Source organism: Bradyrhizobium sp. SZCCT0153 (genome assembly GCF_018129995.1).
GTDB classification, from domain to species: domain Bacteria; phylum Pseudomonadota; class Alphaproteobacteria; order Rhizobiales; family Xanthobacteraceae; genus Bradyrhizobium; species Bradyrhizobium japonicum_G.
Genome location: NZ_JAFCKS010000001.1, coordinates 235,408 through 261,526, shown reverse-complemented (window position 1 = coordinate 261,526; position 26,119 = coordinate 235,408). Strand labels below are relative to the sequence as shown.

The 26,119-nt window shown below is 64.6% G+C and carries 25 protein-coding genes; 9 read left to right on the top strand and 16 right to left on the bottom strand.

Going from position 1 to position 26,119, the window contains the following annotated elements; translation table 11 throughout:
* Positions 1–41: 41 nt before the first annotated feature.
* The 9 genes from JQ572_RS01315 to JQ572_RS01275 form a co-directional block, all read right to left on the bottom strand.
* Entirely contained in the window at positions 42–749 is a 708-nt protein-coding gene (locus JQ572_RS01315) for a hypothetical protein (RefSeq protein WP_211381184.1), read from the bottom strand.
* A gap of 132 nt (positions 750–881) precedes the next feature.
* Entirely contained in the window at positions 882–1,130 is a 249-nt protein-coding gene (locus JQ572_RS01310; protein WP_211381183.1) for a hypothetical protein, read from the bottom strand.
* A 560-nt stretch (positions 1,131–1,690) separates the two neighbouring features.
* Positions 1,691–2,464, bottom strand: a complete 774-nt coding sequence (locus JQ572_RS01305; RefSeq protein WP_211381182.1) for a thioesterase family protein — start codon at positions 2,462–2,464, stop codon at positions 1,691–1,693.
* A 73-nt stretch (positions 2,465–2,537) separates the two neighbouring features.
* Entirely contained in the window at positions 2,538–3,506 is a 969-nt protein-coding gene (locus JQ572_RS01300) for an NAD(P)H-dependent flavin oxidoreductase (protein WP_211381181.1), read from the bottom strand.
* Positions 3,507–3,693: 187 nt separating this feature from the next.
* A complete protein-coding gene (locus JQ572_RS01295) occupies positions 3,694–5,094 on the bottom strand; it encodes an aspartate ammonia-lyase (protein WP_211381180.1) in 1,401 nt (466 codons plus the stop codon).
* A gap of 30 nt (positions 5,095–5,124) precedes the next feature.
* A complete protein-coding gene (locus tag JQ572_RS01290; RefSeq protein WP_211381179.1) occupies positions 5,125–5,655 on the bottom strand; it encodes a hypothetical protein in 531 nt (176 codons plus the stop codon).
* 48 nt (positions 5,656–5,703) lie between these two features.
* Complete coding sequence (locus tag JQ572_RS01285; protein ID WP_211381178.1) at positions 5,704–6,306, bottom strand: YqaA family protein; 603 nt, start codon at positions 6,304–6,306, stop codon at positions 5,704–5,706.
* A gap of 46 nt (positions 6,307–6,352) precedes the next feature.
* A complete protein-coding gene (hisE, locus tag JQ572_RS01280; protein WP_211381177.1) occupies positions 6,353–6,757 on the bottom strand; it encodes a phosphoribosyl-ATP diphosphatase in 405 nt (134 codons plus the stop codon).
* Between the two features lie 117 nt (positions 6,758–6,874).
* On the bottom strand, positions 6,875–7,228 hold the full coding sequence (locus JQ572_RS01275) for a hypothetical protein (protein WP_211381176.1): 354 nt from the start codon (positions 7,226–7,228) through the stop codon (positions 6,875–6,877).
* Between the two features lie 227 nt (positions 7,229–7,455).
* On the opposite strand from JQ572_RS01275, the gene JQ572_RS01270 reads away from it, so the two are divergent.
* From JQ572_RS01270 to JQ572_RS01245, 6 genes are all read left to right on the top strand, one after another.
* On the top strand, positions 7,456–8,505 hold the full coding sequence (locus JQ572_RS01270; RefSeq protein ID WP_211381175.1) for an ABC transporter substrate-binding protein: 1,050 nt from the start codon (positions 7,456–7,458) through the stop codon (positions 8,503–8,505).
* Positions 8,506–8,597: 92 nt separating this feature from the next.
* Positions 8,598–10,394 carry a glucan ABC transporter ATP-binding protein/ permease gene (locus tag JQ572_RS01265; RefSeq protein WP_211381174.1) on the top strand — a complete coding sequence of 599 codons (1,797 nt, stop codon included), beginning with the start codon at positions 8,598–8,600 and terminating at the stop codon, positions 10,392–10,394.
* 190 nt (positions 10,395–10,584) lie between these two features.
* Complete coding sequence (locus JQ572_RS01260) at positions 10,585–12,057, top strand: D-alanyl-D-alanine carboxypeptidase family protein (protein WP_211381173.1); 1,473 nt, start codon at positions 10,585–10,587, stop codon at positions 12,055–12,057.
* A 191-nt stretch (positions 12,058–12,248) separates the two neighbouring features.
* On the top strand, positions 12,249–13,934 hold the full coding sequence (locus tag JQ572_RS01255; RefSeq protein ID WP_211381172.1) for a long-chain fatty acid--CoA ligase: 1,686 nt from the start codon (positions 12,249–12,251) through the stop codon (positions 13,932–13,934).
* A gap of 15 nt (positions 13,935–13,949) precedes the next feature.
* Complete coding sequence (locus JQ572_RS01250) at positions 13,950–14,504, top strand: DUF924 family protein (protein ID WP_211381171.1); 555 nt, start codon at positions 13,950–13,952, stop codon at positions 14,502–14,504.
* A 108-nt stretch (positions 14,505–14,612) separates the two neighbouring features.
* Positions 14,613–15,098 (top strand): peroxiredoxin, encoded by a 486-nt coding sequence (locus tag JQ572_RS01245; protein WP_200514829.1) that lies wholly within the window; start codon positions 14,613–14,615, stop codon positions 15,096–15,098.
* An 80-nt stretch (positions 15,099–15,178) separates the two neighbouring features.
* Here the strand turns inward: JQ572_RS01245 and rnhA are convergent, their stop codons facing one another.
* From rnhA to ispH, 3 genes are read right to left on the bottom strand one after another with little or no spacing between them, the layout of a single operon-like run.
* Positions 15,179–15,643, bottom strand: a complete 465-nt coding sequence (gene rnhA, locus JQ572_RS01240; RefSeq protein WP_097662137.1) for a ribonuclease HI — start codon at positions 15,641–15,643, stop codon at positions 15,179–15,181.
* The gene (locus JQ572_RS01235; RefSeq protein ID WP_211381170.1) at positions 15,640–16,623 is read right to left on the bottom strand and encodes a homoserine kinase; all 984 of its coding nucleotides are present in this window, start codon (positions 16,621–16,623) and stop codon (positions 15,640–15,642) included. Before JQ572_RS01235 ends, rnhA begins: the two co-directional genes overlap by 4 nt.
* A 6-nt stretch (positions 16,624–16,629) precedes the next feature.
* Positions 16,630–17,598 (bottom strand): 4-hydroxy-3-methylbut-2-enyl diphosphate reductase, encoded by a 969-nt coding sequence (gene ispH / locus JQ572_RS01230; protein WP_211381169.1) that lies wholly within the window; start codon positions 17,596–17,598, stop codon positions 16,630–16,632.
* 253 nt (positions 17,599–17,851) lie between these two features.
* Between ispH and JQ572_RS01225 the strand changes: the two genes are divergently transcribed.
* Complete coding sequence (locus tag JQ572_RS01225) at positions 17,852–18,547, top strand: DUF1013 domain-containing protein (protein WP_211381168.1); 696 nt, start codon at positions 17,852–17,854, stop codon at positions 18,545–18,547.
* Between the two features lie 156 nt (positions 18,548–18,703).
* On the opposite strand, the gene JQ572_RS01220 is transcribed toward JQ572_RS01225, so the two are convergent.
* From JQ572_RS01220 to JQ572_RS01205, 4 genes are all read right to left on the bottom strand, one after another.
* Positions 18,704–18,964, bottom strand: coding sequence for a hypothetical protein (locus tag JQ572_RS01220; protein ID WP_211381167.1), 261 nt, complete (start codon positions 18,962–18,964; stop codon positions 18,704–18,706).
* A gap of 96 nt (positions 18,965–19,060) precedes the next feature.
* The gene (locus JQ572_RS01215) at positions 19,061–20,971 is read right to left on the bottom strand and encodes a propionyl-CoA synthetase (protein WP_211381166.1); all 1,911 of its coding nucleotides are present in this window, start codon (positions 20,969–20,971) and stop codon (positions 19,061–19,063) included.
* 185 nt (positions 20,972–21,156) lie between these two features.
* Complete coding sequence (locus JQ572_RS01210) at positions 21,157–22,542, bottom strand: tetratricopeptide repeat protein (protein ID WP_211381165.1); 1,386 nt, start codon at positions 22,540–22,542, stop codon at positions 21,157–21,159.
* 132 nt (positions 22,543–22,674) lie between these two features.
* On the bottom strand, positions 22,675–23,463 hold the full coding sequence (locus JQ572_RS01205; RefSeq protein ID WP_211381164.1) for a tetratricopeptide repeat protein: 789 nt from the start codon (positions 23,461–23,463) through the stop codon (positions 22,675–22,677).
* A gap of 96 nt (positions 23,464–23,559) precedes the next feature.
* Between JQ572_RS01205 and JQ572_RS01200 the strand changes: the two genes are divergently transcribed.
* Together JQ572_RS01200 and JQ572_RS01195 are read left to right on the top strand one after the other, a co-directional pair.
* Positions 23,560–25,137, top strand: coding sequence for a cation:proton antiporter (locus JQ572_RS01200; protein WP_211381163.1), 1,578 nt, complete (start codon positions 23,560–23,562; stop codon positions 25,135–25,137).
* Between the two features lie 84 nt (positions 25,138–25,221).
* Positions 25,222–25,992: a hypothetical protein gene (locus JQ572_RS01195; protein ID WP_211381162.1), complete on the top strand. Its 771-nt coding sequence runs from the start codon at positions 25,222–25,224 to the stop codon at positions 25,990–25,992.
* Positions 25,993–26,119: the final 127 nt, after the last annotated feature.

Here is a 26,119-nt window from a genome sequence, read left to right as displayed (position 1 = left end):
ATGTTCCTGATACCGGTGCAGTTTCCGCAGGAACCTGCGCGTCAGATCTGCTGCGCGACCTTCTCGAGCCCGATGATGCGGGCGAGCTTGCGCACTTCCTCTTTCTGGTCGTCACGCAACTGGAACAGCAGCGGCATCGCCGCCGACTTCAACTGCTGGACCTCGTCGCAATTGGGATCGATCGGCACGGCCTGCCCATGTGGATTGGAGAGCTTGTTGGCCGAAATCTTGCGGACGACATTGCGCAGCGCGGCCTCGACCGAGGGCCAGTAATACTCCTGCGACGACGACAGTTTCAGGCGATCCTTGATGCCCGATATCTGAACGTCGGAGAGCAGCGAATAGGATTTCTGCGGCTGCGGCTTGGCCACGACCTTGGGCTTGGCCGGGACTTCGACCGCCGGAACCTCCGCCGCCGCGGGTGCCTCGTTCACATTCGCCTTGGGCATCGGGAAATCCGTCGGCGACGCAGCAGCGAACGCCTGGCGCAGCGGCTCGGTCAGCACCGGCATCCGTGACAGCTTGTCCGCGGGAACCTGCACCGGGTCGATCGCGGCCGAGGCCAGCGCCAGCGTCGGAACCAAGCGGTCGGCCTTGGCTGCGCGGTTGGTCGCGAGCGGCTTGGGCGGCGTCTGCGAGATCATTTCCGCGCTGACATCGGGCACGCTGTCGCGGCCGAGAATGGCGGTTGTGGCAGCGCCGAGGACGAGGAAACAGGTCAGCACGAGGATGGTGATGGCTCTGGACAAACGTCTCTCCGCGTCCGACTTCAAGTCCATGTGATCAGTGCCCGGAAACTAGGCGAAAATTAAGGCTTAAGCGTGCCATTGCGGCGGCAATCGCGCGGACTGCCGCGACATGATCAGAAAAATCCAACGAAATCAGGCGGCTAGCGCGAGATCGTAGGCGTCCTGGATGTCCGCTACGATCTCCGAGGCCTCCCAGACCGCGCGCGGCTCGACCGATTGCAGCGTCACCGTCCAATTGCCGCCCCGGCGGGTGCGGGGGACACTGAGGATGTCGAAGCGCACATTGCGGCACAACGGGTGGCGGGCCAGCGCATGCGCCACGCGAACGCGGATTTCGTCCAGCGAAGCTGCCGTCTTGGCGTTGAGAAAATCGAAGTCCATCGCCTGTCCCTCTCGGCCCCGATTGGCGGCCGTGAGGGGGATTCTGGGCTGGCGATGGTTAATCTGCCGTTAAACGCAGCGGACCGGAGGTATGCGGGATTAACTGTACTCGGGGCCGAAGCCCACTCTCCTCCCTGCACACATGCCGCGGGAAAGTCGACGCGCCGCAGCTTCCTCACCCGGGATTTTACGGGTTGTTGTGGCCCGCAAACAACAGCGCGCCACAGAGCGTGAAGAGGCGGTGCGCGGGCAATTGCCGGCGAATCTACGAATCAACTAGATCGCTGAACGGGGCTGGGAAGCGGAGTATCAAATGAGAGTCGCTTCCTTGGAAAGTGCGGTGGCTGCGGTCACGTTGATCACGGCTATCGTTGTGGTGCTGTGGGAGATCAAGATCTTCTACGGCATGTGAACTGGCAGGACGCTGGCGTCGAACAAGAGAGCCTCCGGACAAGAAGGGGTTCGCGACCAGGGCATCCCTTCCGCGGCGGCGGAAGTCTGCCATTCAAAGCCTGCCATTCAAATGGCACCGGGACTGGGCGCGGCCAAAGCCGTCACGCTCACCGCTTCTCGATCACCAGACTCTGCACGGCCCGGCCGAAATAGCCTTGCCTGTCTGCGAGCCGCGACATCGCGAGCCCGGCGCCATCCGGACCGATCCAGGAGTCCCCGTCGAGCAGGACCCATTCGCCGATCGGCTGGCGTGAAAAGCTCACGGTAAGGTCGGCGTTGATGTAGGTCCAGGCGCGAAAGTCGAGCGTCGAGGCGGTGCCGTTGGAAAAATCGGCCGCGACCACGGCGCGCATCGCCTGCGAGACCGCTTCGCCCTCGATCAGGGGATGGTCGACGCGAAACCAGATCGCGCCGGCCCCAGCCTGGCCGAAGCGGCCGCGCGCAGCACGCATCGAGACCGAACGCACGAACGGGCTGGTGGCGGCATGACCATCCTCGACCAGCGAATCCTCGGGCGCGGGCAACTCGACCGGCAGCGCCCTGATGTCGTCGGGCAGCGTCAGCGCCTGGCGCTTGATCTTGAGCACGGTGGCGCCGACCACCTGCACGCCGTCGGCAAGCAGCTTGATTTCGCAGAGCTGGATCTTGCGACCCTCGCGCAAGACCTCGGTCGCAATCGTCAGCGGCGCCACCGGAACGGGGCGCATCAGATCGATGGTGACGCGCGCGATATCCATCGGCACCGGGGTCGGAATGCGTTCGGCCGCCCACGTCACCAGCGAAGCCGGCGCCGAGCCGTGCTGCATGCGTCGGTCCCACGGACCCGCCGCATCCGGGCTGGTGACGACGCTGTTGCCGTCGACGCGGTAGATCGCGGTCATCGCTTCTCCGTGGTGCACATTCGGAGTTAAACAAAAAGTGTCGTCCCGGCGAAGGCCGGGACGACAGCATGGTTCACAACGGCGGATCGATCGCTTCCTCATATTCCTTCTTGAAGCGCGCGATCAGTTCTGCGGCGGGCAGGATGCCGTCGACGCTGCCGATGCCCTGGCCCGAGCCCCAGATCTCCTTCCAGGCCTTGGGCTTGGCACGCTCACCGGAGGCATCGGTGCCGAAATTCATCTTGGACGGATCGGAGGTCGGCAGGTTTTCCGGATCCATGCCGGCGGCGAGGATCGAGGGTTTCAGGTAGTTGCCGTGCACGCCGGTGAAAAGGTTGGAATAGACGATGTCGTCGGCCGTCGAACCCGCGATCATCTCCTTGTAGCGCTCGACCGCGTTGGCTTCCTTGGTGGCAATGAAGGCCGAGCCGATATAGGCAAAGTCGGCGCCGAGGATGCGCGCGGCGCGGATCGCCTTGCCGTTGCCGATGGCGCCCGACAGCGCGATCGGCCCGTCGAACCATTTTCGCGTTTCCGCAACGAACGCCAGCGGCGAGATCGTGCCGGCATGGCCGCCGGCGCCGGCCGCGACCAGGATCAGGCCGTCGGCGCCTTTCTCGATCGCCTTGTGCGCGAATTTCTGGTTGATCACGTCGTGGAAGACGATGCCGCCCCAGCCGTGCACGGCCTGGTTCAGTTCCTCGCGCGCGCCGAGCGAGGAGATGATCATCGGCACCTTGTACTTGGCGCAGAGCTGCATGTCATGGTCGAGCCGATTGTTCGACTTGTGCACGATCTGGTTGACCGCGAACGGCGCCGACGGCTTGTCGGGATGCGCGCGGTCATAGGCCGCGAGCTCTTCGGTGATTCGCGCCAGCCATTCGTCGAGCAGCTCCGGCGGACGCGCGTTTAGCGACGGAAACGAGCCGACCACGCCCGCCTTGCACTGCGCGATCACGAGATCGGGCACCGAGATGATGAAGAGCGGCGAACCGATCACGGGGATCGACAGGCGTCCCTTGAACAAGGCAGGCATGGACATTGCGGAACGATCCTTTGTTGACGAGCAAATCGAAGGTTGGGGACCATACCAACAAGGCAATCTTTCCACTGTCAAGTATTGCGTCCTGACGCCATTGCGGATGCCGCGACCGCAATTCCAAGCCGCGGAATTCGCTCCTTTCCGTTTCCTCCGCAATGACGAGTTGAAAGCTGCGGATGAGCAATAGCTACGCAATCAGGTCCGGATTGATCAGACGCTCGAACGAGAACATCTCGTCCCATTTCTCCTGCGTCAGCAGCTTGCGCTCGACCACGACGATCTGGTGCAGCGACTTGCCGCTCTTGTAGCCCTCGCGCGCGATCTCGGCGCATTGCTTGTAGCCGAGCAACGGCTTCAACACCGTCACGATACCGAGCGAGTTGAGCACCATGTTGCGGGTGTGCTCCTCGTTGGCAGTGATGCCCACGACGCAGTTCTCGCGCAGACTGTTGACTGCGCGCTCCATGGTGCGGATCGAGAAGAACAGCGCGAATGAGATCACCGGCTCCATCACGTTGAGCTGGAGCTGGCCGGCGCTTGCGGCAAGCGTGACCGTGGTGTCGAGCCCGATGACGAGGAAGCTGGTCTGGTTCACGACCTCGGGGATCACAGGGTTGACCTTGCCGGGCATGATCGAGGAGCCCGGCTGGAGCTGCGGCAGGTTGATCTCGTTGAAACCGGCACGCGGGCCCGAGGCGAGCAGACGGATGTCGTTGCAGATTTTCGTCAGCTTGCTCGCAGTGCGCTTGAGGACGCCGGAGAGCTGCACATAGGCGCCGGTATCCGAGGTCGCCTCGACGAGATCGCCTGCAAGGATGAAGTCGACGCCGGTGAGCGCGCTCAAATGCCGGACCGCGAGCTTGGGATAGCCGTGGGCCGCCGTGACAGAGGTGCCGATCGCGGTGGCGCCGAGATTGATCTCGCGCAGCAGCGCGCGCGCTTCCGAGATGCGGTCGACCTCCTCGCCGATCGTGGTGCCCCATCCCCGGAATTCCGCGCCGAGCGACATCGGCACCGCGTCCTGCAAATGGGTGCGGCCCATCTTCAGCACCCGCTCGAACTCGCGGCCCTTGGCGAAGAAGGCCTCCTGGAGCTGGCGCAGCGCCGTCATATAGCTCTCGAGCCGCAGGATCAGTGCCAGCCGAAAAGCGGTCGGATAGGTGTCGTTGGTCGACTGGCCGTAATTGACGTGATCGTTGGGGCTGACGTGCTGATAGTCACCTTTGGCGAAGCCGAGCGATTCCAGCGCGAGATTGGCGATCACCTCGTTGGCGTTCATGTTGGTGGAGGTGCCAGCGCCGCCCTGGATAAAGTCGGTGACGAACTGGTCCATCATGTCGCCGGCAATGACACGGTCGCAGCCCGTGATGATCGCCTCGGCGACCTTGGTGTCGACAGCGCCGAGGTCGCGATTGGCCATGGCGGCGGCCTTCTTCACGTAACCGAGCGCCTTCACGAAGTAAGGCTCCTGGTTCATCGGAATGCCGGTGATGTGGAAGTTCTCCTTCCCGCGGATGGTCTGGACGCCGTAGTAGATGTCGTCCGCGATCTCACGCTGTCCGAGGAAGTCCTGCTCCGTACGGCTCATGGGCGCTCCTTGCTTGCTCGCGCGACGTCCTCAGTTCTGGCACAGCGCGCTGGTGACGAAGGTGTCAGTCCGGCAGTCATCTGGCTTGCGTTGCCGGCCCGGGATCAGAACCTTGGCCGAGCATTTTTCCGCGGAATCGGCATTCAGGCTCTTGCCTTCCCGGTAGCCCTTGCTCTGGCAAAGCTGGTCGGCTGCCTGCTTGCAATCCGGCGCGCCATTCGACGAGGCCGGACAAGCCATGCGACCCGACACCATGCTCGACGGCTTCGCCAGCCGCGACAAATCGTTCAAGGTCTCGCTCGGGCTTTTGATCGGAGGGAGGATCGCGGGCAGCTTGTCGAACAGCTTGCCCATTTCGTTGATCAGCCCGGGATTTTCCTCACCTGTCGGCGGAGCGGGTGTCGATGGCGGCGGCGCGGCCGGCGGCCCCTGCTCCTGCAGGCCGAGCGCGGGCGGCGCGGATTGCGGCCATCCGGTTGTGCCGGAGCCAAGCAGGAGCAGCAGCACCGCTGAAGTCAGCGTCCCCAGCCGGACGGCCGGATTGCCGGATTGAACCATCATGGAGGCAACCGTAGCCGAAGCCGGCGCAGCGGCAAAGCCGCCGCAGCCCTAGATCAACTTGATCGCAACGACAAAGCCGAGCACCAGCACCGCGGCTCCAAGTGCCACCCAGAGACCAAGATGCTTCTCGATCCTGACCCGGATCCAGTCGCCATAACGGTTGAGCAGGATCGCGACGATGAAGAAGCGCCCGCCGCGCGCAACGATCGAGCACAGGATGAACAGGACGAGATTGTAGCCGGCAAAGCCCGAGGTGATGGTGACGAGCTTGTAGGGGATCGGCGTCAGTCCCTTGAGCAGGATGATCACCGCGCCCCACTCCGCGTAGGAGGCGCGAAACGCATCGACCTTGTCGCCGAGGCCATAGACCTGGATCAGCCAGTGGCCGACCGAGTCGAACAGCAGCGCGCCGATGGCGTAGCCGAGCAGACCGCCCACCACCGAAGTGGCGGTGCAGACCGCGGCATAGAGCCAGGCGCGCTGCGGGCGCGCCAGCGACATCGGGATCAGCATCACATCCGGTGGGACCGGAAAGAAAGAGCTTTCTGCGAAAGCCACGGCTCCCATGATCCAGAGCGCGTAGGGCTTGTGGGCGGCGTCGATGCACCAGTCGTAGATACGTTTCAGCATGGCGCCGCGATGAAGCACCATGAGACGGATTTGTCCATCGCGAGTTTTTGAGCGTTTTGTGACGCTTTTAGTGGCGCTTGCGCGCCACCCGGCCCTCGATCGCGACAATTGGCCGCCTGGCGGCAACGCGCGGTGACGCGACTTTGGGCAGCTTCATCGGCGACTTCGGCAACTTTTCCGCGATGCCGAGCATGTCTTCCCGTCGCGACATCTCGCGCCAGACATCCTCGGGGCGAACGCCGGCCGAGGCCCACAATACGGTGAGATTGTAGAGCAGGTCGGCGCTTTCCCGGATCACGGCTTCGCTATCGCGATTGACCGCGTCGATGACGACCTCGATCGCCTCTTCGGCCAGCTTCTTCGCCATTTTGGATGGACCACGCTGAAACAGCCGCGCAGTGCGCGATGTTGCCGGATCAAGATCCCTGGCCGCGAGCACAGCCAGATATAGCCGCTCAAGCGAATCACTCATGGTACTCAAACTACTCGAAACACATTGTAAGCGTGTTAACGCACGGCAATAAAAGCAGAAAACAGGCCGCCGCGGCAAGCGCGACGGCCTGTTGGTCGATGGCTCAGGGCGGATCGGTTAATAGCAACCGTAGCCGGAATAGCCGTGAGCGCAAACCTTGTCGTAACCGCCATAGCGCTCTTGCGGATAGCTCGGGCCGTAGTAGCCGGGGCTGCTGTAGTAGACCGGGCCGCCGCCGTAATAATAGCCCGGACCGTTGTCATACGCGTAGGCGTCGCGGCTTGCGGCGATCGCAAGACCGGTACCGACGATGCCGGCAAAGGCTGCGGCAGCCGCCGCTCCGCCGCCACCGCCATGCCAGTGACGGCCGCCTGCGTATGAAGCGGTCGGGGTCATTGCGGTCAACGCCAGCACCGCGGCGGTGGCAAGAACGGCCTTGCGGCCGGCAAATCTCGAAAATCTGTCAAACATGTCCTGGACCCTCCTTGGGACCTCGAATGGTGCCTGACGACAGGCTCATGTCTTTCAAACACCCGTATCCCATGTTGGGTTCCCCAACCCCAACACAAGCTGAACGGGGTTGCGTGATCATGACGCAACTGCCGCTCATCCGCCGTTCATAATGGCGCGGACAGACTGCTCGTCAGCCGGCGCTGCGAGCGTCACCAAATCATAACAATGCGGGACCGGCGCGACTGATGTCAGGATTCAGGACGATCGCCCTTCGCGGCCTGTTGGCCCTTGCAATCTCGCTTGCCGCGCTGGCCGCACGCGACGTCACGGCGGCTGAGACCGCCGGCCCCTCGATTGCGATCCGCTTCACCTTCGACCGCCCGATCGATGCGAGCATGGCGCCGTTCTTCCTTGCCGCAAAGGACGGCAGCTTCGGCACCGAACGCCTCAACGTCTCCTTCAGCAGCACGGCCGGATCGCCGGAAGCGCTCGCGCGCGTCGCCAAGGGCGACAGCGAACTCGCACTGGTCGACATCAACGAGTTGATCCGCTTCCGCGACAGGGACGATGCGGCACCGGTCAAGGCGGTGTTCGTGCTGTTCAACAGCGCGCCCTACGCCATCATTGCGCGCAGGAGCCGGGGCATCCACCTCCTGCCCGATCTCGACGGCAAGACCGTCGGCGTTGCCGATGGCGATCTGTCGATGCGGCTGTGGCCGGCGCTGGCGAAGCAAAACGGCATCGACGCATCGCATGTGAAATTCCACAAGATGAGCGCTGCAGTGCGCGAACCGATCCTGTCCGCAGGACAGGTCGATGCGGTCGCCGGCTTCAGCTATCTCTCGGCAGTGAACCTGCGCGACCGCGGCGTGCCCGGAGCCGATCTCGTCGTGCTGCGTTACGCCGACTATGGCTGCGAGGCCTATGGCTTTGCCGTGGTAGTCAATCCCGCCTTCGCCGCGGCGAAGCCGGACGCGGTGAAGGGATTCGTCCGCGCATTGATCGCCGGCGTCAACGCAACCGTCAAAGAGCCGGCACGCGCGGCGGACGAGGCCGCAAGCCGCATCGACGACGGCGACCGCGACCTGGAGCTGGCACGCCTGCGCACCGTCCTCGTCGACAACATCCTGACCGACGAGGTCCGCCGCAACGGCCTCGGCGGCGTCGACCCGGCGCGCCTGGATCGCTCGATCGACCAGATCGCCCGGGACTTCAAATTCCGCAAGCGGCCCGCGGCAGGAGATATCTTCGACGACCGGTTCCTTCCGCCGGTCGCGGCGCGGCTGATCAACTGAGTAAAACTGACAGCTTCCGCTGTATCTCGCTGGCAATCCCTGTTTAGAATATAGGCCCACCTTTCTGCTTTGAGCCCGAGCACCTCGCCCGCATGTCCATTTTCAGCCTCTATACCCGCGTCCTCGAGCTGCTCGGCAAGGAGGCGCGGCTGGGCTGGCTGTTGGCGTTCGCCAATCTCCTGCTCGCCGCCTCGCAATTCGCCGAGCCCGTGCTGTTCGGCCGGATCGTCGACGTGCTCTCGGGCAAGACGGTCGCAGGCTCCAGCTCGGCCTGGCCGTTCCTGATGGCCTGGGTCGCGTTCGGGCTGTTCACCATCGCCTGCAGCGCAATCGTGGCGCTGCAAGCCGACCGGCTCTCCCATCGCCAGCGCCAGGCGGTGCTCACCGACTATTTCGAGCACATTTTGCAACTGCCACTGACCTTCCACTCCGGCACCCATTCGGGCCGGCTGATGAAGGTGATGCTCAACGGCACCGATGCGCTATGGCGGCTATGGCTGGGCTTCTTCCGCGAGCACTTTGCCGCGATCCTCTCGGTCGTCGTGCTGCTGCCGCTGTCGCTCTATCTGAACTGGCGGCTCGCGATCCTGCTGTTCGTGCTCTGCATCGTCTTCACCGCGCTGACCACCTTCGTCGTGCGCAAGACGTTCGGCATGCAGATGGCGGTCGAGGAGCAATATAGCGAGCTTTCCGCCCGCGCCTCCGATGCGCTCGGCAATGTCGCACTGGTGCAGAGCTTCGTCCGCGTCGAATCCGAGGTGCAGGGTCTGCGCTCCGTCGCCGACCAGTTGCTGGCCGCACAGATGCCGGTGCTGTCGTGGTGGGCGCTCGTCACCGTGATCACGCGCGCCTCAACCACCATCACGGTGCTCGCGATCTTCACGCTGGGCATCGCGCTGCACGACCAGGGACTGACATCGGTCGGCGAAATCGTGATGTTCGTGAGCTTCGCGACGCTACTGATCCAGAAGCTCGAGCAGGTCGTGAGCTTCATCAACAGCGTGTTCATGGAAGCCCCGCGCCTGCGCGAATTCTTCAACGTGCTCGATGCCGTACCGGCCGTGCACGACCGGCCCGACGCGATCGACGCGGGGCGGCTCTCCGGTCTCGTCGAATTCAACGACGTCACCTTCTCCTACGACGGCAAACGGCCGGCGATCGAGGATCTCTCCTTCTCCGCACTGCCCGGCCAGACCATCGCTCTGGTCGGCGCGACCGGCGCCGGCAAGTCCACCGCGATTGCGCTGTTGCATCGCGCCTTCGATCCGCAGTCCGGCTTCATCAGGATCGACGGCATGGACGTGCGTGGGGTGACGCTGACATCGCTGCGGCGGAACATCGGCGTGGTGTTCCAGGAGGCGCTGCTGTTCAACCGCTCGATCGCGGATAATCTTCGCGTCGGCAAGCCGGACGCGACCGAGGCCGAAATGCGCAAGGCAGCCGAGCGCGCGCAGGCCATCGACTTCATCGACCGCAGCGGCGGCTTCGAGACCAATGCCGGCGAACGCGGCCGCATGCTGTCCGGCGGCGAGCGGCAGCGGCTGTCGATCGCCAGGGCGCTGCTGAAGGACCCGCCGATCCTGATCCTGGACGAGGCCACCAGCGCGCTCGACGCCGTCACCGAGGCCAGGGTGAATGCCGCTCTCGACGAAGTGATGAAGGGCCGCACCACTTTCGTGATCGCCCATCGTCTCTCCACGATCCGCAATGCCACGCGGATCCTGGTGTTCGAGAACGGGCGTGTAATCGAAAGCGGAACTTTCGATGAACTCGTGGCCAAAGGCGGGCATTTCGCCGAGCTCGCCAGGGCCCAGTTCATGGTTCAGGAGAACGCACGGGCCAGCGTGACGGCGGCTGAGGCTGCTGCGACTGCCGCCAAGTCTCCCTAGCAAGTCCTCACAGGACCGTCGAAATTCGGCCTATTTCATTGCGGAATACCGGCTGGAAGCCCCTATTCCCGGCGCGCGAGCCGGTATAGGTTTGCGACGCCGCAAGCGGCGACGCTGGATTTCAGAACCGAACATCAGATCACGAGAAGCCCTCCGGAACCGGCGGGTCTCCAAGGACCGGAATCGGATAGTGCACGCCATTCGCCCGCTGCTTCGCAAATCGCTGTTCAACCTGTTCGCTGCGATCCTCGCATGCGCCGCATTGCTAACCCCGCGCGCGGCGAGCGCGGAAGCACTGCTCCTGATCGAGGCCGACAGCGGCAAGGTGTTGCAGGCGGATAACGCGACCATTCCCTGGTATCCGGCTTCCGTCACCAAGATCATGACCGCCTATGTGACGCTGAAGGCGGTCAAGGACGGCAAGCTTACGCTGGACACGCTGCTCACGGTGTCGCCGACGGCAGCCTCGCAATCGCCCTCGAAGATGGGGTTCCGCCCGGGAACGCAGCTTACCGTCGACAACGCGCTGAAGATGATGATGGTCAAGTCGGCGAACGACATGGCCGTGGTACTCGCCGAAGGCGTCGGCGGCTCGATCGATGGCTTCTCGGTGATGATGAACGACACCGCGAGGAAGCTCGGCATGACGCAGACGAGCTACGTCAATCCGAACGGCCTGCCTGCCGACGGCCAGATCACGTCCGCGCGCGATCTCGGAATTTTGGCGCGCTCCTTCCTGCGCGACCTGCCGGAATACGAGTACTTCGTGCACATCCCGGCGATCCGCTTCGGCAAGCGCGTCACAGGGAATTTCAACAAGCTGATCGGCCGCTATCCCGGCGCCGACGGTTTCAAGACCGGCTTCATCTGCGCCTCCGGCTACAACCTCGTCGCCTCCGCCACGCGCAACGGCCGCCGGTTGATCGCGGTGGTGCTCGGCGCCAGTTCCGGCACCGCGCGCGCCATCAAGGCAGCGCAGCTCCTGGAGCGCGGCTTCAGCCAGGACACTCTGTCGTGGCTGCGCCCCTCGCTCGGCACCGTCGAGAATCTCGTGCCGGTCGACGCCTCGCCGCCCAACCTGCGCGAGGACATGTGCGGCGGCCATCGCAAGCGGCCGGCCAGCGACGATGACGACGCGCTGATCGCGACCAATGGCGGCACGTCCGGATCGGCCTCCGCCACCGGCGGCGAAGCCCAGGTCACCTTCTTCACAGCCGGCCTCCAGCCGCCCCTGATGAAAGCCTCCGAGCTGATGGCCTCGGCCCCGGCGGCGGCCGAGCCCGTGCTGGTCTATACCGGCCCGACACGCACGGGCACCGCCCTGATCGCGGCGGTCGCGGCCGATGCCGACCAGCAGGCCACGCCAAAGCCGCGTGGCAAGAAGTCGCGCGTCGCCAAGAAGCCTGACGCAGCAGACAAGACGGCCGACAAGCCGAAGGATGCCAAGACGGCGGATGCCAAGACGGCGGCGGCGAAACCGGATGCCAAGCCGGCCGACGTCAAGACCGACGGCAAGTCCGCAGCCAAGCCGGCCGGCACCAAGCATGCCGCGGCCAAGCCCGATGCGGCGGCAAAACCTGCGGCGGCCGGCGATCGGGCGCCCAAGCCCGCCAAGCCCAAGGCAGCGACCAAGCCCGCCGCCAAGCCGGCCAACAATAGTTAGCGGCCCCGGCGAGGCGAGACCGCGGCGCACTTCGCACTTGCGGCGGCGCCGCTTGCGAGGATTCCGGTAGCCACTCCCTGACCTTTGTCCTAAGCCTCGACGGCTTGCCACCCGTTCCGGCAGGCTCGATACTGTCTGCAATGAGGCAAGCCCGAGACACAACGGGCTCTGGTAGATGAGGGGAGTTTTCCATGGAGCGCATCTGGCTCAAGCAATATCCGCCCGGCGTCCCCGCCGATATCGAGCCGACGCAATACGCATCGCTGGTCGACCTCCTGGAGGAGAGCTTCACCAAGTTCGCCGACCGCAGGGCGTTCATCTGCATGGACAAGTCGATCAGCTATCGCGATCTCGACCAGATGTCGCTGGCGATGGCGGCCTATTTGCAAGGCCGCGGTCTGCAGCGTGGCGCCCGCGTCGCGATCATGATGCCGAACGTGCTGCAATATCCTGTTGCCACCGCCGCCGTGCTGCGCGCCGGTTTCGCGGTGGTCAATGTCAACCCGCTCTACACGCCGCGCGAGCTCGAGCATCAGCTCAAGGATTCCGGCGCCGAAGCCATCATCGTGCTGGAGAATTTCGCCCACACCGTCGAGCAGGTGATCGCGAAGACGCAAGTGAAGCACGTCATCGTCGGCAGCATGGGCGATCTGCTCGGCTTCAAGGGCGTGATCGTCAATCTCGTCGTCCGCCGCGTCAAGAAGATGGTACCGGCCTGGTCGTTGCCGGGCGCGGTGTCCTTCAACGACGCGATCTCGGCCGGCCGCTCTCTGAGCTTCAACAAGCCCAAGCTGTCGCCCGGCGATGTCGCGTTCCTGCAATATACCGGCGGCACCACCGGCGTCTCCAAGGGCGCCACGCTGCTCCACCGCAACATCGTCGCCAACGTGTTGCAGAACGACGCGTGGCTGCAGCCGGCGCTCGCCTCGCCGCCGCATGTCGATCAGCTCATGATCGTCTGCGCGTTGCCGCTCTATCACATCTTCGCGCTGACGGCCTGCTACCTGCTCGCCGTGCGCGCCGGCGGCTGCAATCTGCTGATCCCCAATCCGCGCGACATCGCGGGCTTCGTCAAGGAGCTGGCGAAGTACCAGGTCAACAGCTTCCCGGCGGTGAACACGCTCTACAACGGCCTGATGCATCATCCCGACTTCAAGAAGCTGGACTTCTCCAAGCTCAAGATCTCCAACGGCGGCGGCATGGCGGTACAGCGCCCCGTGGCCGAGCAGTGGAAGGCGGTGACCGGCTGCTTCATCGCCGAAGGCTACGGCCTGTCGGAGACTTCGCCGACCCTGACCTGCAATCCCGCGACCACGACCGAATTCTCGGGATCGATCGGCATTCCCGTGCCCTCGACCTGGATCTCGATCCGCGACGACGACGGCAACGAGATGCCGCTCGGCCAGCCCGGCGAGATCTGCGCCAAGGGCCCGCAGGTGATGTCGGGTTACTGGAACAGGCCGGAGGAGACCGCCAAGGTGATGACATCGGACGGCTACTTCCGCACCGGCGACATCGGTGTGATGGACGAGAAGGGCTACACCAAGATCGTCGACCGCAAGAAGGACATGATCCTGGTCTCCGGCTTCAACGTCTATCCCAACGAGATCGAGGAAGTGATCGCGAGCCATCCGGGCGTGCTCGAATGCGCCGTGATCGGCATCCCCGATTCCAAGTCGGGCGAGGCGGTGAAGGCGTTCGTGGTCAAGAAGGACCCGAACCTCACGGCGGAGGCCGTGGTCAAGTTCTGTCACGAGCAGCTGACCGGCTACAAGGTGCCCAAGCACATCGAATTCCGCGCCGACCTGCCGAAGACCAATGTCGGCAAGATCCTGCGCCGGCAGCTGCGCGACGAGAAGAAGGCGGAGGCGGCGTAAGCGCCTCTTTCGTTCATGACTGACGTCGGCAACATCGGCCCGGCCGGCATCCTCGCCTTCTGGCGCGAGGCCGGCCGCGATGCCTGGTACAAGCGCAACGACGCTTTCGACGCGGAAGTCAGGCGCCGCTTTCTCGCGCTGTGGCAGACGGCGGCCGCCGGCGAACTCGCGTCATGGGAGGCGACCGACGACGGCGCGCTCGCGCTCGTCATCGTGCTCGATCAGTTTCCCCGCAACATGTTTCGCGGTACAACGCAGGCCTTTGCCAGCGATGCGTTGGCGCGCGACGTCGCCCGCCGCGCCATTGAGCGCGGCGCAGATCAAAGGATCGATCCGGTCCTGCTCGAATTCCTCTATATGCCCTTCATGCATTCCGAGCACCTGCCCGACCAGATGCACTGCGTCGCGCTGTTTCAAAGCACCGAGAATGCCGAAAACCTGAAATACGCGCGCGAGCACGCCGACATCATCCGGCGATTTGGCCGCTTTCCCCACCGCAACCGCCTCCTCGGACGCCCGACCACCGAGGAAGAACAGGCCTTCCTCGACAATGGCGGCTTTTCCGGCTGATGACATCAAGGTGAAGGGCGGCATCCGTCGCCGCTTTCCCTGCCGGCAATATTGTGCAGGCCCGCCGCACGGTCTAAAAAGCGGGACCGATTTTCAGGGAGACTGACGATGGCGATCCAGACTGGCGACAAGCTGCCCGAGGCCAAATTCCGCGTAATGACGGCGGAAGGCCCGCAGGTGAAGACCACCGACGATATCTTCAAGGGCAAGAAGGTGGCGCTGTTCGCGGTGCCCGGCGCCTATACCGGCACCTGCCACAAGATGCATCTGCCGAGCATCTTCCTCAACGCCTACGCCATGAAGGACAAGGGCGTCGACACCATCGCCATCGTTTCCGTCAACGACGCTTTCGTCATGAACGCCTGGAAGCGCGATACCGACCAGCGCGACGAGGCCATCTTCCTCGCCGACGGCAATGCCGAATTCGCCAAGGCGATCGGCATGGAGCTGGATGCTTCCGGCAACGGCCTCGGCATCCGCTCGAAGCGCTATTCGATGCTGGTCGAGGACGGCGTGGTCAAGAAACTGAACCTCGAGGCGATGCCCGGCAAGGTCGAAGTGTCCGGCGGCGATACGCTGCTGGGGCAGCTGTAACACGACCCCTGCTATCAGCCATATCCTCCGTGTCGTCCCGGCGAAGGCCGGGATGACGGTAGTAAGTGGGCGCAATGCGCCTACTCCGCCACCCGCTGCTGCAGCCGCGCCTTCACGATCCCGTCGCGTGCGAGCTGATCTGCCCGCTCATTCTCCGGGTGGCCGGCGTGGCCCTTGACCCAGTGCCAGCGGACCTCGTGTGCTTTCAGCGCGGCGTCGAGGCGCTGCCATAGCTCGACATTCTTCACCGGCTTCTTGTCGGCGGTGCGCCAGCCGTTGCGCTTCCAGCCGTGGATCCAGCCGGTGATGCCCTGACGGACATATTGGCTGTCGGTGTAGAGATCGACGGTGCACGGCTTCTTCAGCGCTTCGAGCGCGGAGATCGCCGCCATCAATTCCATCTGGTTGTTGGTGGTGTGGCGCTCGCCGCCGTTCAGCTCTTTTTCCTTGTCGCCGAACTTCAGGATCGCGCCCCAGCCGCCGGGCCCGGGATTTCCCGAGCACGCGCCATCCGTATAGATCGTGACATTGGGAAGCTCGCTCACGCGACCAGTCCTGACGGCATCAGCCCGTAGTCGCGCACGCTCGAAACGCTCTGGTGGAAACGCAGCTTGCGAAAATATTCCAGCGGATCCTTCGGGCGAACCAGCGCGCCGGGCGGCACGTTGAGCCAATCGACCAACCGCGTCAGCAGGAAGCGGATCGCGGCGCCGCGCGCCAGCAGCGGCAGCGCGGCCTCTTCCGCCTCCGAGAGCTTGCGCACCCGGCCATAGGCGTTGAGGAAGGCGCGCGCCTTGGTGACATTGAAGGAGTGATCCGGCTCGAAGCACCAGGCGTTGAGGCAGATCGCGACGTCATAGGCCAGCATGTCGTTGCAGGCGAAGGTGAAGTCGATGATCCCCGAGAGCTTGTCGCCAAGGAAAAAGACGTTGTCGTTGAAGAGGTCGGCGTGGATCACGCCCTCCGGCAGATCGGTCGGCCAGATTCCGCTCGCGAGATAGTCGAGCTCGGCCGCAAGAAACGCGCGCAGACCCGGCTGAACCTCGTCGGCCCGGGGCGACGCCGTATCGAACAGCGGCCGCCAGCCCGAGACCGACAGCGCGTTCGCCCGCTCGATCGCGAAATTGGCGCCGGCCAGATGCATCCTGGCGAGCCCCTCGCCGACGCCGGCGCAATGGGCGGCGTTCGGCTTGCGCGGCCAGACGCCTTCGAGAAACGTGATGATCGCGGCCGGCCGGCCCGACAGCTCGCGCAGCGCCTCGCCGTCTGTTCCTTTCACCGGCAGCGGGCAGTTGACGCCGTGCTCGGCCAGATGCGTCATCAGCGCGAGGAAGAACGGCAGATCGTTCTTCGCCACGCGCTTCTCATAGAGCGTGAGGATGAACGACCCCTTGGTCGTATGCAGCAGGAAGTTGGAATTTTCGACACCCTCGGCGATGCCCTTGTAGGAGAGCAATTCGCCGAGATCGTATTGTTTCAGAAAGTCCGCAAGTTCGTCGGCGGCAACGTCGGTGTAGACCGCCATGAAGGTCTACTCGGCGGCGGCTTCGGGGCGCACCTGGCGCGGCAGCGGGAAGAACTCGTTCTCTTCCGCGGCCGAGACCGTCTCCACATGCAGCGTGAAGCGTTCGGCGAACGCGTCCATGATCTCCTCGACGATCACTTCCGGTGCCGAGGCGCCCGCGGTGATGCCGAGGCTGGTGATGTTTTCGAACCGCTTCCAGTCGATCTCGGTGGCGCGCTGCGCCAGCACTGCGATCGGGCAGCCTTCACGCTCGGCGACCTCGCGCAGGCGCTGCGAGTTCGACGAGTTCGGCGCACCGACCACGATCAGCGCGTCGACCACCGGCGCCACCTTCTTCACCGCGAGCTGGCGGTTGGTAGTGGCGTAGCAGATGTCTTCCTTGTGCGGCCCGTTGATGTTCGGGAAGCGCTCCTTCAGGAGCGCCACGATCTCCGCGGTGTCATCGATCGACAGTGTGGTCTGGGTCACGAAGGCGAGATTGTTCGGATCCTTCGGGGAGATGGTCTTGGCGTCCTCGGCGGTCTCGATGAGCGTCACGGCGCCGACCGGAAGCTGGCCGAGCGTGCCCACCACCTCGGGGTGATGGGAATGGCCGATCAGGAAGATCTCGCGGCCGCGCTTGAAATGGATCGCGGCCTCGCGGTGCACCTTGGTCACCAGCGGGCAGGTCGCATCCAGCGAGAACAGATTGCGGGACGTCGCGTCGGCCGGAACCGATTTCGGCACGCCATGGGCCGAGAATACCACCGGCGCGGTGGTATTTTCCGGGATCTCGGCGAGCTCCTCGACGAAGATCGCGCCCTTTTTCTTCAACCCGTCGACGACGTATTTATTGTGCACAATCTCGTGGCGAACATAGACGGGGGCGCCGTATTTATCGAGCGCCCGTTCCACGGTGTCGATCGCCCGGACCACCCCGGCGCAGAAGCCGCGGGGAGAACAAAGCACGATCTTGAGGTCTGGTTTGGCTGACATTGAGCGATCTCGGGACCGAATCACCTCGCCAAATGGCGGGAAGCGGTCGATGGATGGAATAGGGCTAAGGTACGAGCTTACGGCGACCTGAGAGGGAATTGGGCCCCCTTTCGGGCGCTGTCAAGGCACTATCTATAGCAGAACCATTGCGTGGCTACCCCCTCCGGGCTTATATAGCGCCAATTCCCTGTCATCGCTGATGACTACCGGTTTCGCCTCCTGAGGGGTGGGCGAAGCACAAAGGAGATTTGCCATGAGCAACGCACCTCTGATGCCCAAGGCGACCGCCGTCTGGCTGCTCGACAACACCGCGCTGACCTTCGACCAGGTCGCCGATTTCACCAAAATGCACCCCCTCGAGGTGCGCGCGATCGCCGACGGCGACGCGGCCCAGGGCATCAAGGGCATGGACCCCCTCTCCAACGGCCAGCTGACCCGTGAGGAGATCGAGAAGGGCGAGAAGAACCCGGACTACAGGCTCCGCCTCCAGGAGAGCAAGGTGGTGCTGCCCCCCCAGCCCAAGCGCAAGGGCCCGCGCTACACCCCGGTCTCGCGCCGCCATGAACGCCCGAGCGCCATCCTCTGGCTGCTGCGCAACCATGCCGAGCTCAAGGACGCCCAGATCATGCGCCTGGTGGGCACCACCAAGAGCACGATCGCCAGCGTCCGCGATCGCACCCACTGGAATACGTCGTCGCTGACCCCGATCGATCCGGTCACCCTCGGTCTCTGCTCGCAGATCGAACTGGATTTCGAGGTCGCGCGCGCAGCCAAGGAAAAGCCGATCGACACAGCCTATGGCGGCGCGACCCTGTTGCCGGCCTCCGAGACCACCAAGAAGGACGAGTTCGAGCCGGCGGAGCGATCGAGCGACGACCTCAACGTCGACGCCGTGTTCGCCAAGCTGAAGACGCTCGGCGGCAAGAAGCAGGACGAAGACGAGGAGTAGAGCTCCGCTTCTTCGTTTACCATCGGATGAGATTTGGACGCGGCGGGGAAACCTGCCGCGTTTTTATTTCGGCTTCTGAACGAGCCCCGCAATCCGTCGGGGCACGACGTGGCCCGGATGGGGCGCAGCGCAATCCGGGCTACAGGTCTCAATGCCTTACGGCCGATCGGGATGGTTCAGCATGTACTCGCCGAGATCACGCTGGCGGCGGTCGGAGCGTGCGGTGGCGGCGCTGCGCTGGACGTCGCGGTCCTTGCGACAGGCCACGTATTCGGGAGAGCCGGCCGCATAGCCACGACCCTGGCAGACCGCATCGTCATCATCGCCGCCCATCGCCACCGGCGTCTGATAGCGCGCGGAGCAGGCGGAAAGGACGAGGCCCGCAAACGCAATCGCAAGAAACGGCTTCGAATTCATGGCAGGCCCTTCATCCTTCGAGACGCGCGCCAGGCGCGCGGCTCAGGATGAGGGTTGAGCGGAAAAATGCGGCCTATTCAAGCCCCATCGCGACCGTCACACCCGCCCCTTCAGCGCCTCGCCGATCTCGTCGAGCACCTTGGGGTCCTCGATCGTCGCAGGCATGGTCCAGGATTCGCCGTCGGCGATCTTCTTGATGGTGCCGCGCAGGATCTTTCCGGAGCGCGTCTTGGGCAGGCGGCCGACGGTGATCGCAAGCTTGAACGCGGCAACGGGACCGAGCTTGTCGCGCACCAGCGCGATGATCTCCTTCTCGATCTCGGCAGGCGCGCGCTTCACGCCGGCCTTGAGCACCAGGAAGCCGCAGGGCACCTCGCCCTTGATCGCGTCCTTGACGCCGAGCACGGCGCATTCGGCGACATCCGGATGCGAAGCCAGGATCTCCTCCATGCCACCGGTGGAGAGCCGGTGGCCGGCGACGTTGATGATGTCGTCGGTGCGGCCCATGACGAAGACATAGCCGTCCTCGTCCTTGTAGCCTGCGTCGGAGGTCTTGTAGTAGCCGGGGAATTCGCTGAGGTAGGCTTCCTTGAAGCGCGAATCCTGATTCCACAACGTCGGCAGACAGCCCGGCGGCATCGGCAGCTTGATGACGATCGAGCCCATGGTGTTGGGCCCGACCGGCTTTGCGGCTTCGTCCACCACGTCGACCTGATAGCCCGGCATCGGCACCGTCGGCGAGCCGTGCTTCACCGGCAACATGCCGAGACCGACCGGATTGCCGGCGATGCACCAGCCGGTCTCGGTCTGCCACCAATGGTCGATGACAGGCACCTTCAGCTGCTGCTCCGCCCATTCCACCGTCGGCGGGTCGGCGCGTTCTCCGGCGAGGAACAGCGTGCGGAATTGGGAGAAATCGTATTGCCGGATGAACTTGCCTTCCGGATCCTCCTTGCGAATCGCCCGGAACGCGGTCGGCGCGGTGAAGAGTGCGACCGCCTTGTGCTCGCTGATGACGCGCCAGAATGCGCCGGCATCGGGCGTGCCGATCGGCTTGCCCTCATACATGATCGAGGTCGCACCATGCAGCAGCGGGCCATAGACGATGTAGCTGTGGCCGACCACCCAGCCGATGTCGGAGCCGCACCACCAGACCTCGCCGGGCTTGACGCCATAGAGGTTGAACATCGACCATTTCACCGCGACGAGATGCCCGCCATTGTCGCGCACCACGCCCTTGGGAATGCCCGTGGTGCCCGAGGTGTAGAGAATGTAAAGCGGATCGGTGGCGGCAACCGGCACGCAAGGCGCTTTCTTGCTGTCGTTCATCGCCTTGCGGCGCAGGCTCGCCCAATCGTAGTCGCGGCCCCGCGTGAGGTCGCAGGTGAGCTGCGGACGCTGCAGCACGATGCAGGCCTTCGGCTTGCTGCCGGCAAGCCTGATCGCCTCGTCGAGCAGCGGCTTGTACTGCACGATACGGCCGGGCTCGATGCCGCAGCTCGCCGACAGGATCAGCTTCGGCTGCGCATCGTCGATGCGAGTGGCGAGCTCCTTGGCGGCAAAGCCGCCGAACACGACGGAATGCACCGCGCCGATACGCGCGCAGGCGAGCATCGCGACCACCGCCTCCGGCACCATCGGCATGTAAAGGATGACGCGGTCACCCTTGGCGACGCCGAAATCCTGCATGACGGCGGCGAGCGCCTGCACCTCGCTGAGCAGCTCGGCATAGGTGAACTTGGTGACGCTGTTCGTCAGCGGCGAATCATGGATCAGCGCGACCTGGTCGGCGCGGCCGCGTTCGACATGGCGATCGAGCGCGTTGTAGCAGGTGTTGACGACGCCGCCGCTGAACCAGCGGCCGTAGACGCCCTGCGAGGCATCGAAGATGGTCTTCGGCGGCTCGATCCAGTCGATCTCCGTCGCCGCCTCGGCCCAAAAGCCCTGGGGATCGGCCAGCGACCGCGCATGGACCTCGTGATAGCTGCTCTTCCCCTGGATGCTCATGTCCCGCGCTCCCGTTCCCTTTATTGGCTTGGCCTTGACCTGACGGCAGGACAAAAGTCCCGCCATGACCCGGATCAAGTGCCGGCCTCGTTTGGGAGGTATTTTCCCGGGAACGGGCTGCGGTTCAAGCTGAAAGAACGAATCTTCTCCCTCTCCCGTTCTTGCGGGTAGAGGCGAGCAGACGGCTAGCTCTCCATCCCGTTCAGCCGCTGCAACCGCTCCTGCATGACCCTCCTCAGATCATAGCCCGGCCGGCCGAAGCTCGCATTGCGCGTCGTGAGGAAATCGCGCTGTGTTTTGCGCAGGTCGCTCGCCGGGCGCCCTTTCGTCGCCTTCAGCAGCCGCTCGTAGGTCTCGGCGATCTGGCGGTCGAGCACGCCGAGCTGCGGGTCGGCGCAGATCACCTTCTCGACCTCGCGCCTAGCCGTGGCACAATCGAACGACGGGCCGCTGCCGGAATTCGCCGCGAGCGGCCGCAGCGGTTCGGCGCCGAATTTGGCGATCTCCGCGATCATGGTGCGGCGGCCGGCGGCGGCGTTGTCATTGCCGGGATCGAGCTTCAACGCGGTCTCGTAATCGGCCAGCGCCTTCCTGCGCTCGCCCATCTTCTTGTAGAGCACGGCGCGATTGTTGTAGGTCTGTGCGAAATTCGGGTCGAGCTTCAGCGCGGCGTCGTAATCGCTCAGCGCCGCACCCAGTTCTCCCTTGAGGTGATAGGAATCGCCGCGGTTGGTGAAGAAATTCGGCTTCGGCGCGAGCCGCAACGCCTGATCGTAGTCGGCAATCGCCTTGTCGTACTCGCCCATCGCAGCCAGCGACAGGCCGCGATTGTCGTAATACTCAGGCACTTTCGGATCGAGCCTGATCGCCTCGCCGTCATCGGCGACCGACTTGTCGAGCTGGCCGAGCTTCTTGTAGGCGGCGCCGCGATTGGTGTAGCTCCGCGGCCGGTTCGGATCGAGCCGCAGCGCCTCGCAGAGATCGCGGATCGCCTTTTCGTTGTCGCCGCCGAGATAGTAGGTAACGCCGCGATCGGACCAGGCCTGCGCATAGTCCGGCTTCAGCTTGATCGCCTGGTCGTAGTCGGCGAGCGCGCGGTCGAGCCGGCGCTGATTGGTGTAGACCACGCCGCGCAGCTCGTAGGACTCCGCATCCTGCGGATCGAGCTCGATCGCCTTGCCGAGGTCCGCCGCGGCGCGGTTGAGATCGCCGCCGGCCTCGCGCAGCAGATCGCCGCGCAGGCGCCAGGCCTTTGCATTCCTGCCGTCGAGCGCGATGGCGCGGTCGATATCACGCAGCGCCTGCGTGAGGCCCCCCGAAGTCCGCGCATTGGCGTCGGCGCGAACCAGCAGTGCCCCGGCGCGGTCGGAAGCTGGATTGGCAGCCTGATCAATGATGGCACTGCATGCAGGGATCAACTCGGCGGGCGCGGCCTTGCTGCCCAGCGCGCAATCGACGGCGGCCGACGCTGGCGCCGCCAGGACAAGGCTCATCGCCGCGCCGAGCAGCAGGGCGCGCAGCGGCGACCCGGTAAATGGCAAGGTTTGCGCGGAAGGTTGCGTGCCGCACATGACAGAGGGCTCCATGACGTCAGGTTTTCACCATTGTCGCGGGGAGCAAAGAATCGGTTCAAAACCGGGCCCGTCATCAGAGGCGGACGGTGCCTGCTCTCCTCACCCGCCTGCGGGGAGAGGCGAAGAATCTCAATACCCATCCACCCCGTTCAGCCGCAGCAAGCGCTCCTGCATTGCCTTCTTCAGATCGTAGCCGGGACGCCCGAATTCGGCGTTGCGGCGCGCGACGAAGTCGTCCTGCTCGCGCTGGAGCGTTCGCGCGTCGGGGTTGGGGTTCCGCATGCTTTGCGCCTCGCGGACGGCACGCGCATGGGATGCAAAGACCTCGCGATCGAGGTCGGCGAGTTCGCGGTTGGCGCAGATCGCCTTCTCCACCGCGCGGCGCGCACTCCTGCAATTGAAGCTGGGCTTGCCGGCGACCGCCATCTGCGCCCCGATCCGCTCGAGCTCACGCGCCATCGCCTTGTGGTTGGCCTTGGCCTTTTCGTGGTTTGGGTCGATCTTCAGCGCCGCACCGAAATCCTGTACCGCCTTGGGCCTGTCTCCCTTCTTCAGCCAGAGTTCGCCGCGCGCGTTGAAGATATCGGCGAGGCTGGAATCGAGCAAAAGAGCACGGCTGTCGTCGGCGATCGCCCGGTCGGTCTGGTCGTGCCGCGCATACAGCGCGCCGCGCGCGATCAGCGCCTTGATCAGGTCAGCCTTGGCCGTCTTCTCGTTGTCGATCACGACCGCGCAGGCGGTGGCCGCCTTGTCGACGTCGTCGGCCGCGGCAGCCGTGAGGCATGGCGCGACGTCGACCTGCGGCGCCGCCGCAACCGGCTCGCCGCCGGTCGCGCCATGGGCCGCGCCTTGGGCCGCGACGAGCGAGAGCGCGCAGAGCAGTGCGGCGCCGGGCAACTGAACGAGAAAGGAACGCATGCTGATCACAGTCGGAAAGTCTTGCCTCGGATCTTGCCTTTGGGGTCTTGCCTTTGGGCCGCACTATCCATCATACGGCCGGATTGGTGCTAGCTTGTGGCGCCGGTCAAATCGGTTTCGGGGATCGACGTGTCGACATTCGAATGGATCATCGCACTGCTGCTCGGCGCCGTTGCATTATCGGCGCTGGCCCGGCGGATCAAGGTCCCCTACCCGACCTTTCTTGCCATCGGCGGGGCGCTGATCGCCTTCGTGCCGAACAGCCCGTCCTGGACGCTCGAACCCGACCTGGCATTGGCCCTTTTTGTCGCACCGGTGCTGCTGGATGCCGCCTTCGACACCTCGCTGCGCGATCTGCGCAAGAATTGGGTTCCGGTCTCGACCCTGGTGGTGGCCGCTGTCGGCCTGACCACGGTCGGCGTGGCCTATGTCGCGCACCGGCTGATGCCTGACATGCCCTGGGCCGCCGCAATCGCGCTCGGCGCCATTGTGGCGCCACCGGACGCCGCGGCCGCCGTCGCGATCCTGAGCCAGGTCAAGCTGCCCCACCGCATGGTGAAGGTGCTGGAGGGTGAGAGCCTGCTCAACGACGCCAGCGCGCTCCTGATCTATCGGATCGCGGTCGGCGCCGTCGTCATGGAGCACCTCAAATGGAGCGAGGTCGCGCCGACGATCGCGCTGGGATTGGTCGGCAGCGTCGTGGCGGGTCTTGTCGCGGGGCGCATCATTCCGCTGTTCATGGAGCGCGTGAAGGAAGCGCCGAGCGCGATCATCGTGCAGTTCGCCACCACCTTCATGGTCTGGATCGCCGCCGAGCATCTCGGCCTCTCCGGCATCCTCACCATCGTGGTCTACGCCATCACCATCGCGCGCACGGCGGGCGAGCGCATGCCGGCACGGCTGCGGGTGCCGTCCTACGCGGTCTGGGAGACGATGGTGTTCGTGCTCAACGTGCTCGCCTTCATGCTGATCGGCATGCAGATGCGCCCGATCTGGACCCGGCTGGACGCGGAGGTACGCTGGGAATATTGCGTGGCGGCGGGCTGGATCCTGCTCACCGTAGTGCTGGTGCGGCTGCTCTGGATCACATTCTACCGCACCACGCTGCGCGTGCTGATCGCGCGCGGGATCTATCATCCGAAGGATCCCAAGGCCGTCGCCTCGCCGAAGGGCGGCCTCATCATCTCCTGGTGCGGCATGCGCGGCCTCGTCACGCTCGCGACCGCCTTTGCCCTGCCGGAGAACTTTCCCTATCGCGACTTCATCGTCTTCATCGCCTTTGCGGTGGTGCTGGGGTCGCTGGTGATCCAGGGCCTGACGCTGCGGCCGCTGATCCTCGCCTTCAACCTCAAGGACGACGATCCCGTCGGCATCGAGGTCGCGCGCGCTCGCGCGGCGGCCTATCGCGCCGCGCTCGACGCGATCGAGGACGATCCGTCGGAAGAAGCGGAGATCCTGCGGCTCGAATATCGCGCCATCCTGATGCAGGCGGACGACGATCCGAACGGCGGCATCACCAACGGCGAATTGCCTGCCGATCCCCTGCGCCGCCGCGCCATCGAAGCCGCGCGCAAATCGATCTTCAGCCTGCGCGCCACCGAGGTGATCGGTGACGACGCCTTTCACCGGATCGAGGAGGAGCTCGATCGCGCGGAATTGAGCGCGGGGGGATGAGGCTCGTCGTCCCGGACAGGCGCGCGCCGATCCGGGACGACATTGGCGTTTGAACCAAACGCCGCCTCTCCAGACTCATCACTCATGACGACCCTGATCGACGACCGTCGTGTACGCGCGCGTGATGCGTCGCCTGCACGATATTTTTATTTCCACATGTCCCTGGCCTGTGCTGCCACCGCATTTCTCGGCTTTGCACCGACCTATTTTGTGCCGCTCGCCCACCGGACATTTTCCGCAAGCCCGGTGATCCATTTTCACGGACTCTTGTTCTTCACCTGGTCTCTCTATTTCGTGATCCAGACCTGGCTCGCAGCCTCAGGCCGCGTGGTCAATCACCGGGCGCTCGGCATCGCCGGCGTCTCGCTCGCGACCGCGATGACGATCTTCGGTTTCCTCGCCTCCGTGCATGTGATGCAGCATTCCGCCGCGCTCGGGCAGAAAGACGCCGGCATCGCCTTCTCGATCGTGCCGATGAGCGGGATAGCGTTCTTCGCAGGTGCGTTCGTGCTCGCGATCATGAACACGCGGAAGCCCGATATTCACAAGCGCCTGATGCTGCTCGCAGCGGTCTCGATCCTCGATGCCGCGATCGCGCGCTGGTTCCTCACCTTCCTCGCGCCTCCGGGACCGCCCGGCCCGCCGCCGGTGCCGGTCACGATCGCGCCGGCCGTGGTCGCCTCGCTGCTGCTCGTCGTCGCCATGGTGCGCGACTGGCGCACCGAGGGCCGCGTGCATCCGGTCTACATCACGGGCACGCTCGCGCTGCTGGCGGTGAAGGTCTTGAACTGGCCGATCAGCGAGACGACGGCGTGGCATTCCTTCGCCGGCGGGATTCTGGCGCTGGCGCAGTAGCAGCCAGACACTCCACCGTCGTCCCGGACAAGCGCAGCGCCGATCCGGGGCCCATAACCACAGGACGCCGTGTTTACGAATTCTCGGAGTGACTACTCAGCAAACAAATCTACCCTGTGGCTATGGG

What these genes read in the sequence shown, in the direction of transcription:
- JQ572_RS01310 (WP_211381183.1), bottom strand. Translation starts at nt 1,130, where the DNA reads ATGGACTTCGATTTTCTCAACGCCAAGACGGCAGCTTCGCTGGACGAA.
- JQ572_RS01305 (WP_211381182.1), bottom strand. Translation starts at nt 2,464, where the DNA reads ATGACCGCGATCTACCGCGTCGACGGCAACAGCGTCGTCACCAGCCCG.
- JQ572_RS01300 (WP_211381181.1), bottom strand. Translation starts at nt 3,506, where the DNA reads ATGTCCATGCCTGCCTTGTTCAAGGGACGCCTGTCGATCCCCGTGATC.
- JQ572_RS01295 (WP_211381180.1), bottom strand. Translation starts at nt 5,094, where the DNA reads ATGAGCCGTACGGAGCAGGACTTCCTCGGACAGCGTGAGATCGCGGAC.
- JQ572_RS01290 (WP_211381179.1), bottom strand. Translation starts at nt 5,655, where the DNA reads ATGATGGTTCAATCCGGCAATCCGGCCGTCCGGCTGGGGACGCTGACT.
- JQ572_RS01285 (WP_211381178.1), bottom strand. Translation starts at nt 6,306, where the DNA reads ATGGTGCTTCATCGCGGCGCCATGCTGAAACGTATCTACGACTGGTGC.
- hisE (WP_211381177.1), bottom strand. Translation starts at nt 6,757, where the DNA reads ATGAGTGATTCGCTTGAGCGGCTATATCTGGCTGTGCTCGCGGCCAGG.
- JQ572_RS01275 (WP_211381176.1), bottom strand. Translation starts at nt 7,228, where the DNA reads ATGTTTGACAGATTTTCGAGATTTGCCGGCCGCAAGGCCGTTCTTGCC.
- JQ572_RS01270 (WP_211381175.1), top strand. Translation starts at nt 7,456, where the DNA reads ATGTCAGGATTCAGGACGATCGCCCTTCGCGGCCTGTTGGCCCTTGCA.
- JQ572_RS01265 (WP_211381174.1), top strand. Translation starts at nt 8,598, where the DNA reads ATGTCCATTTTCAGCCTCTATACCCGCGTCCTCGAGCTGCTCGGCAAG.
- JQ572_RS01255 (WP_211381172.1), top strand. Translation starts at nt 12,249, where the DNA reads ATGGAGCGCATCTGGCTCAAGCAATATCCGCCCGGCGTCCCCGCCGAT.
- JQ572_RS01250 (WP_211381171.1), top strand. Translation starts at nt 13,950, where the DNA reads ATGACTGACGTCGGCAACATCGGCCCGGCCGGCATCCTCGCCTTCTGG.
- JQ572_RS01245 (WP_200514829.1), top strand. Translation starts at nt 14,613, where the DNA reads ATGGCGATCCAGACTGGCGACAAGCTGCCCGAGGCCAAATTCCGCGTA.
- JQ572_RS01235 (WP_211381170.1), bottom strand. Translation starts at nt 16,623, where the DNA reads ATGGCGGTCTACACCGACGTTGCCGCCGACGAACTTGCGGACTTTCTG.
- ispH (WP_211381169.1), bottom strand. Translation starts at nt 17,598, where the DNA reads ATGTCAGCCAAACCAGACCTCAAGATCGTGCTTTGTTCTCCCCGCGGC.
- JQ572_RS01225 (WP_211381168.1), top strand. Translation starts at nt 17,852, where the DNA reads ATGAGCAACGCACCTCTGATGCCCAAGGCGACCGCCGTCTGGCTGCTC.
- JQ572_RS01220 (WP_211381167.1), bottom strand. Translation starts at nt 18,964, where the DNA reads ATGAATTCGAAGCCGTTTCTTGCGATTGCGTTTGCGGGCCTCGTCCTT.
- JQ572_RS01215 (WP_211381166.1), bottom strand. Translation starts at nt 20,971, where the DNA reads ATGAGCATCCAGGGGAAGAGCAGCTATCACGAGGTCCATGCGCGGTCG.
- JQ572_RS01210 (WP_211381165.1), bottom strand. Translation starts at nt 22,542, where the DNA reads ATGTGCGGCACGCAACCTTCCGCGCAAACCTTGCCATTTACCGGGTCG.
- JQ572_RS01205 (WP_211381164.1), bottom strand. Translation starts at nt 23,463, where the DNA reads ATGCGTTCCTTTCTCGTTCAGTTGCCCGGCGCCGCACTGCTCTGCGCG.
- JQ572_RS01195 (WP_211381162.1), top strand. Translation starts at nt 25,222, where the DNA reads ATGACGACCCTGATCGACGACCGTCGTGTACGCGCGCGTGATGCGTCG.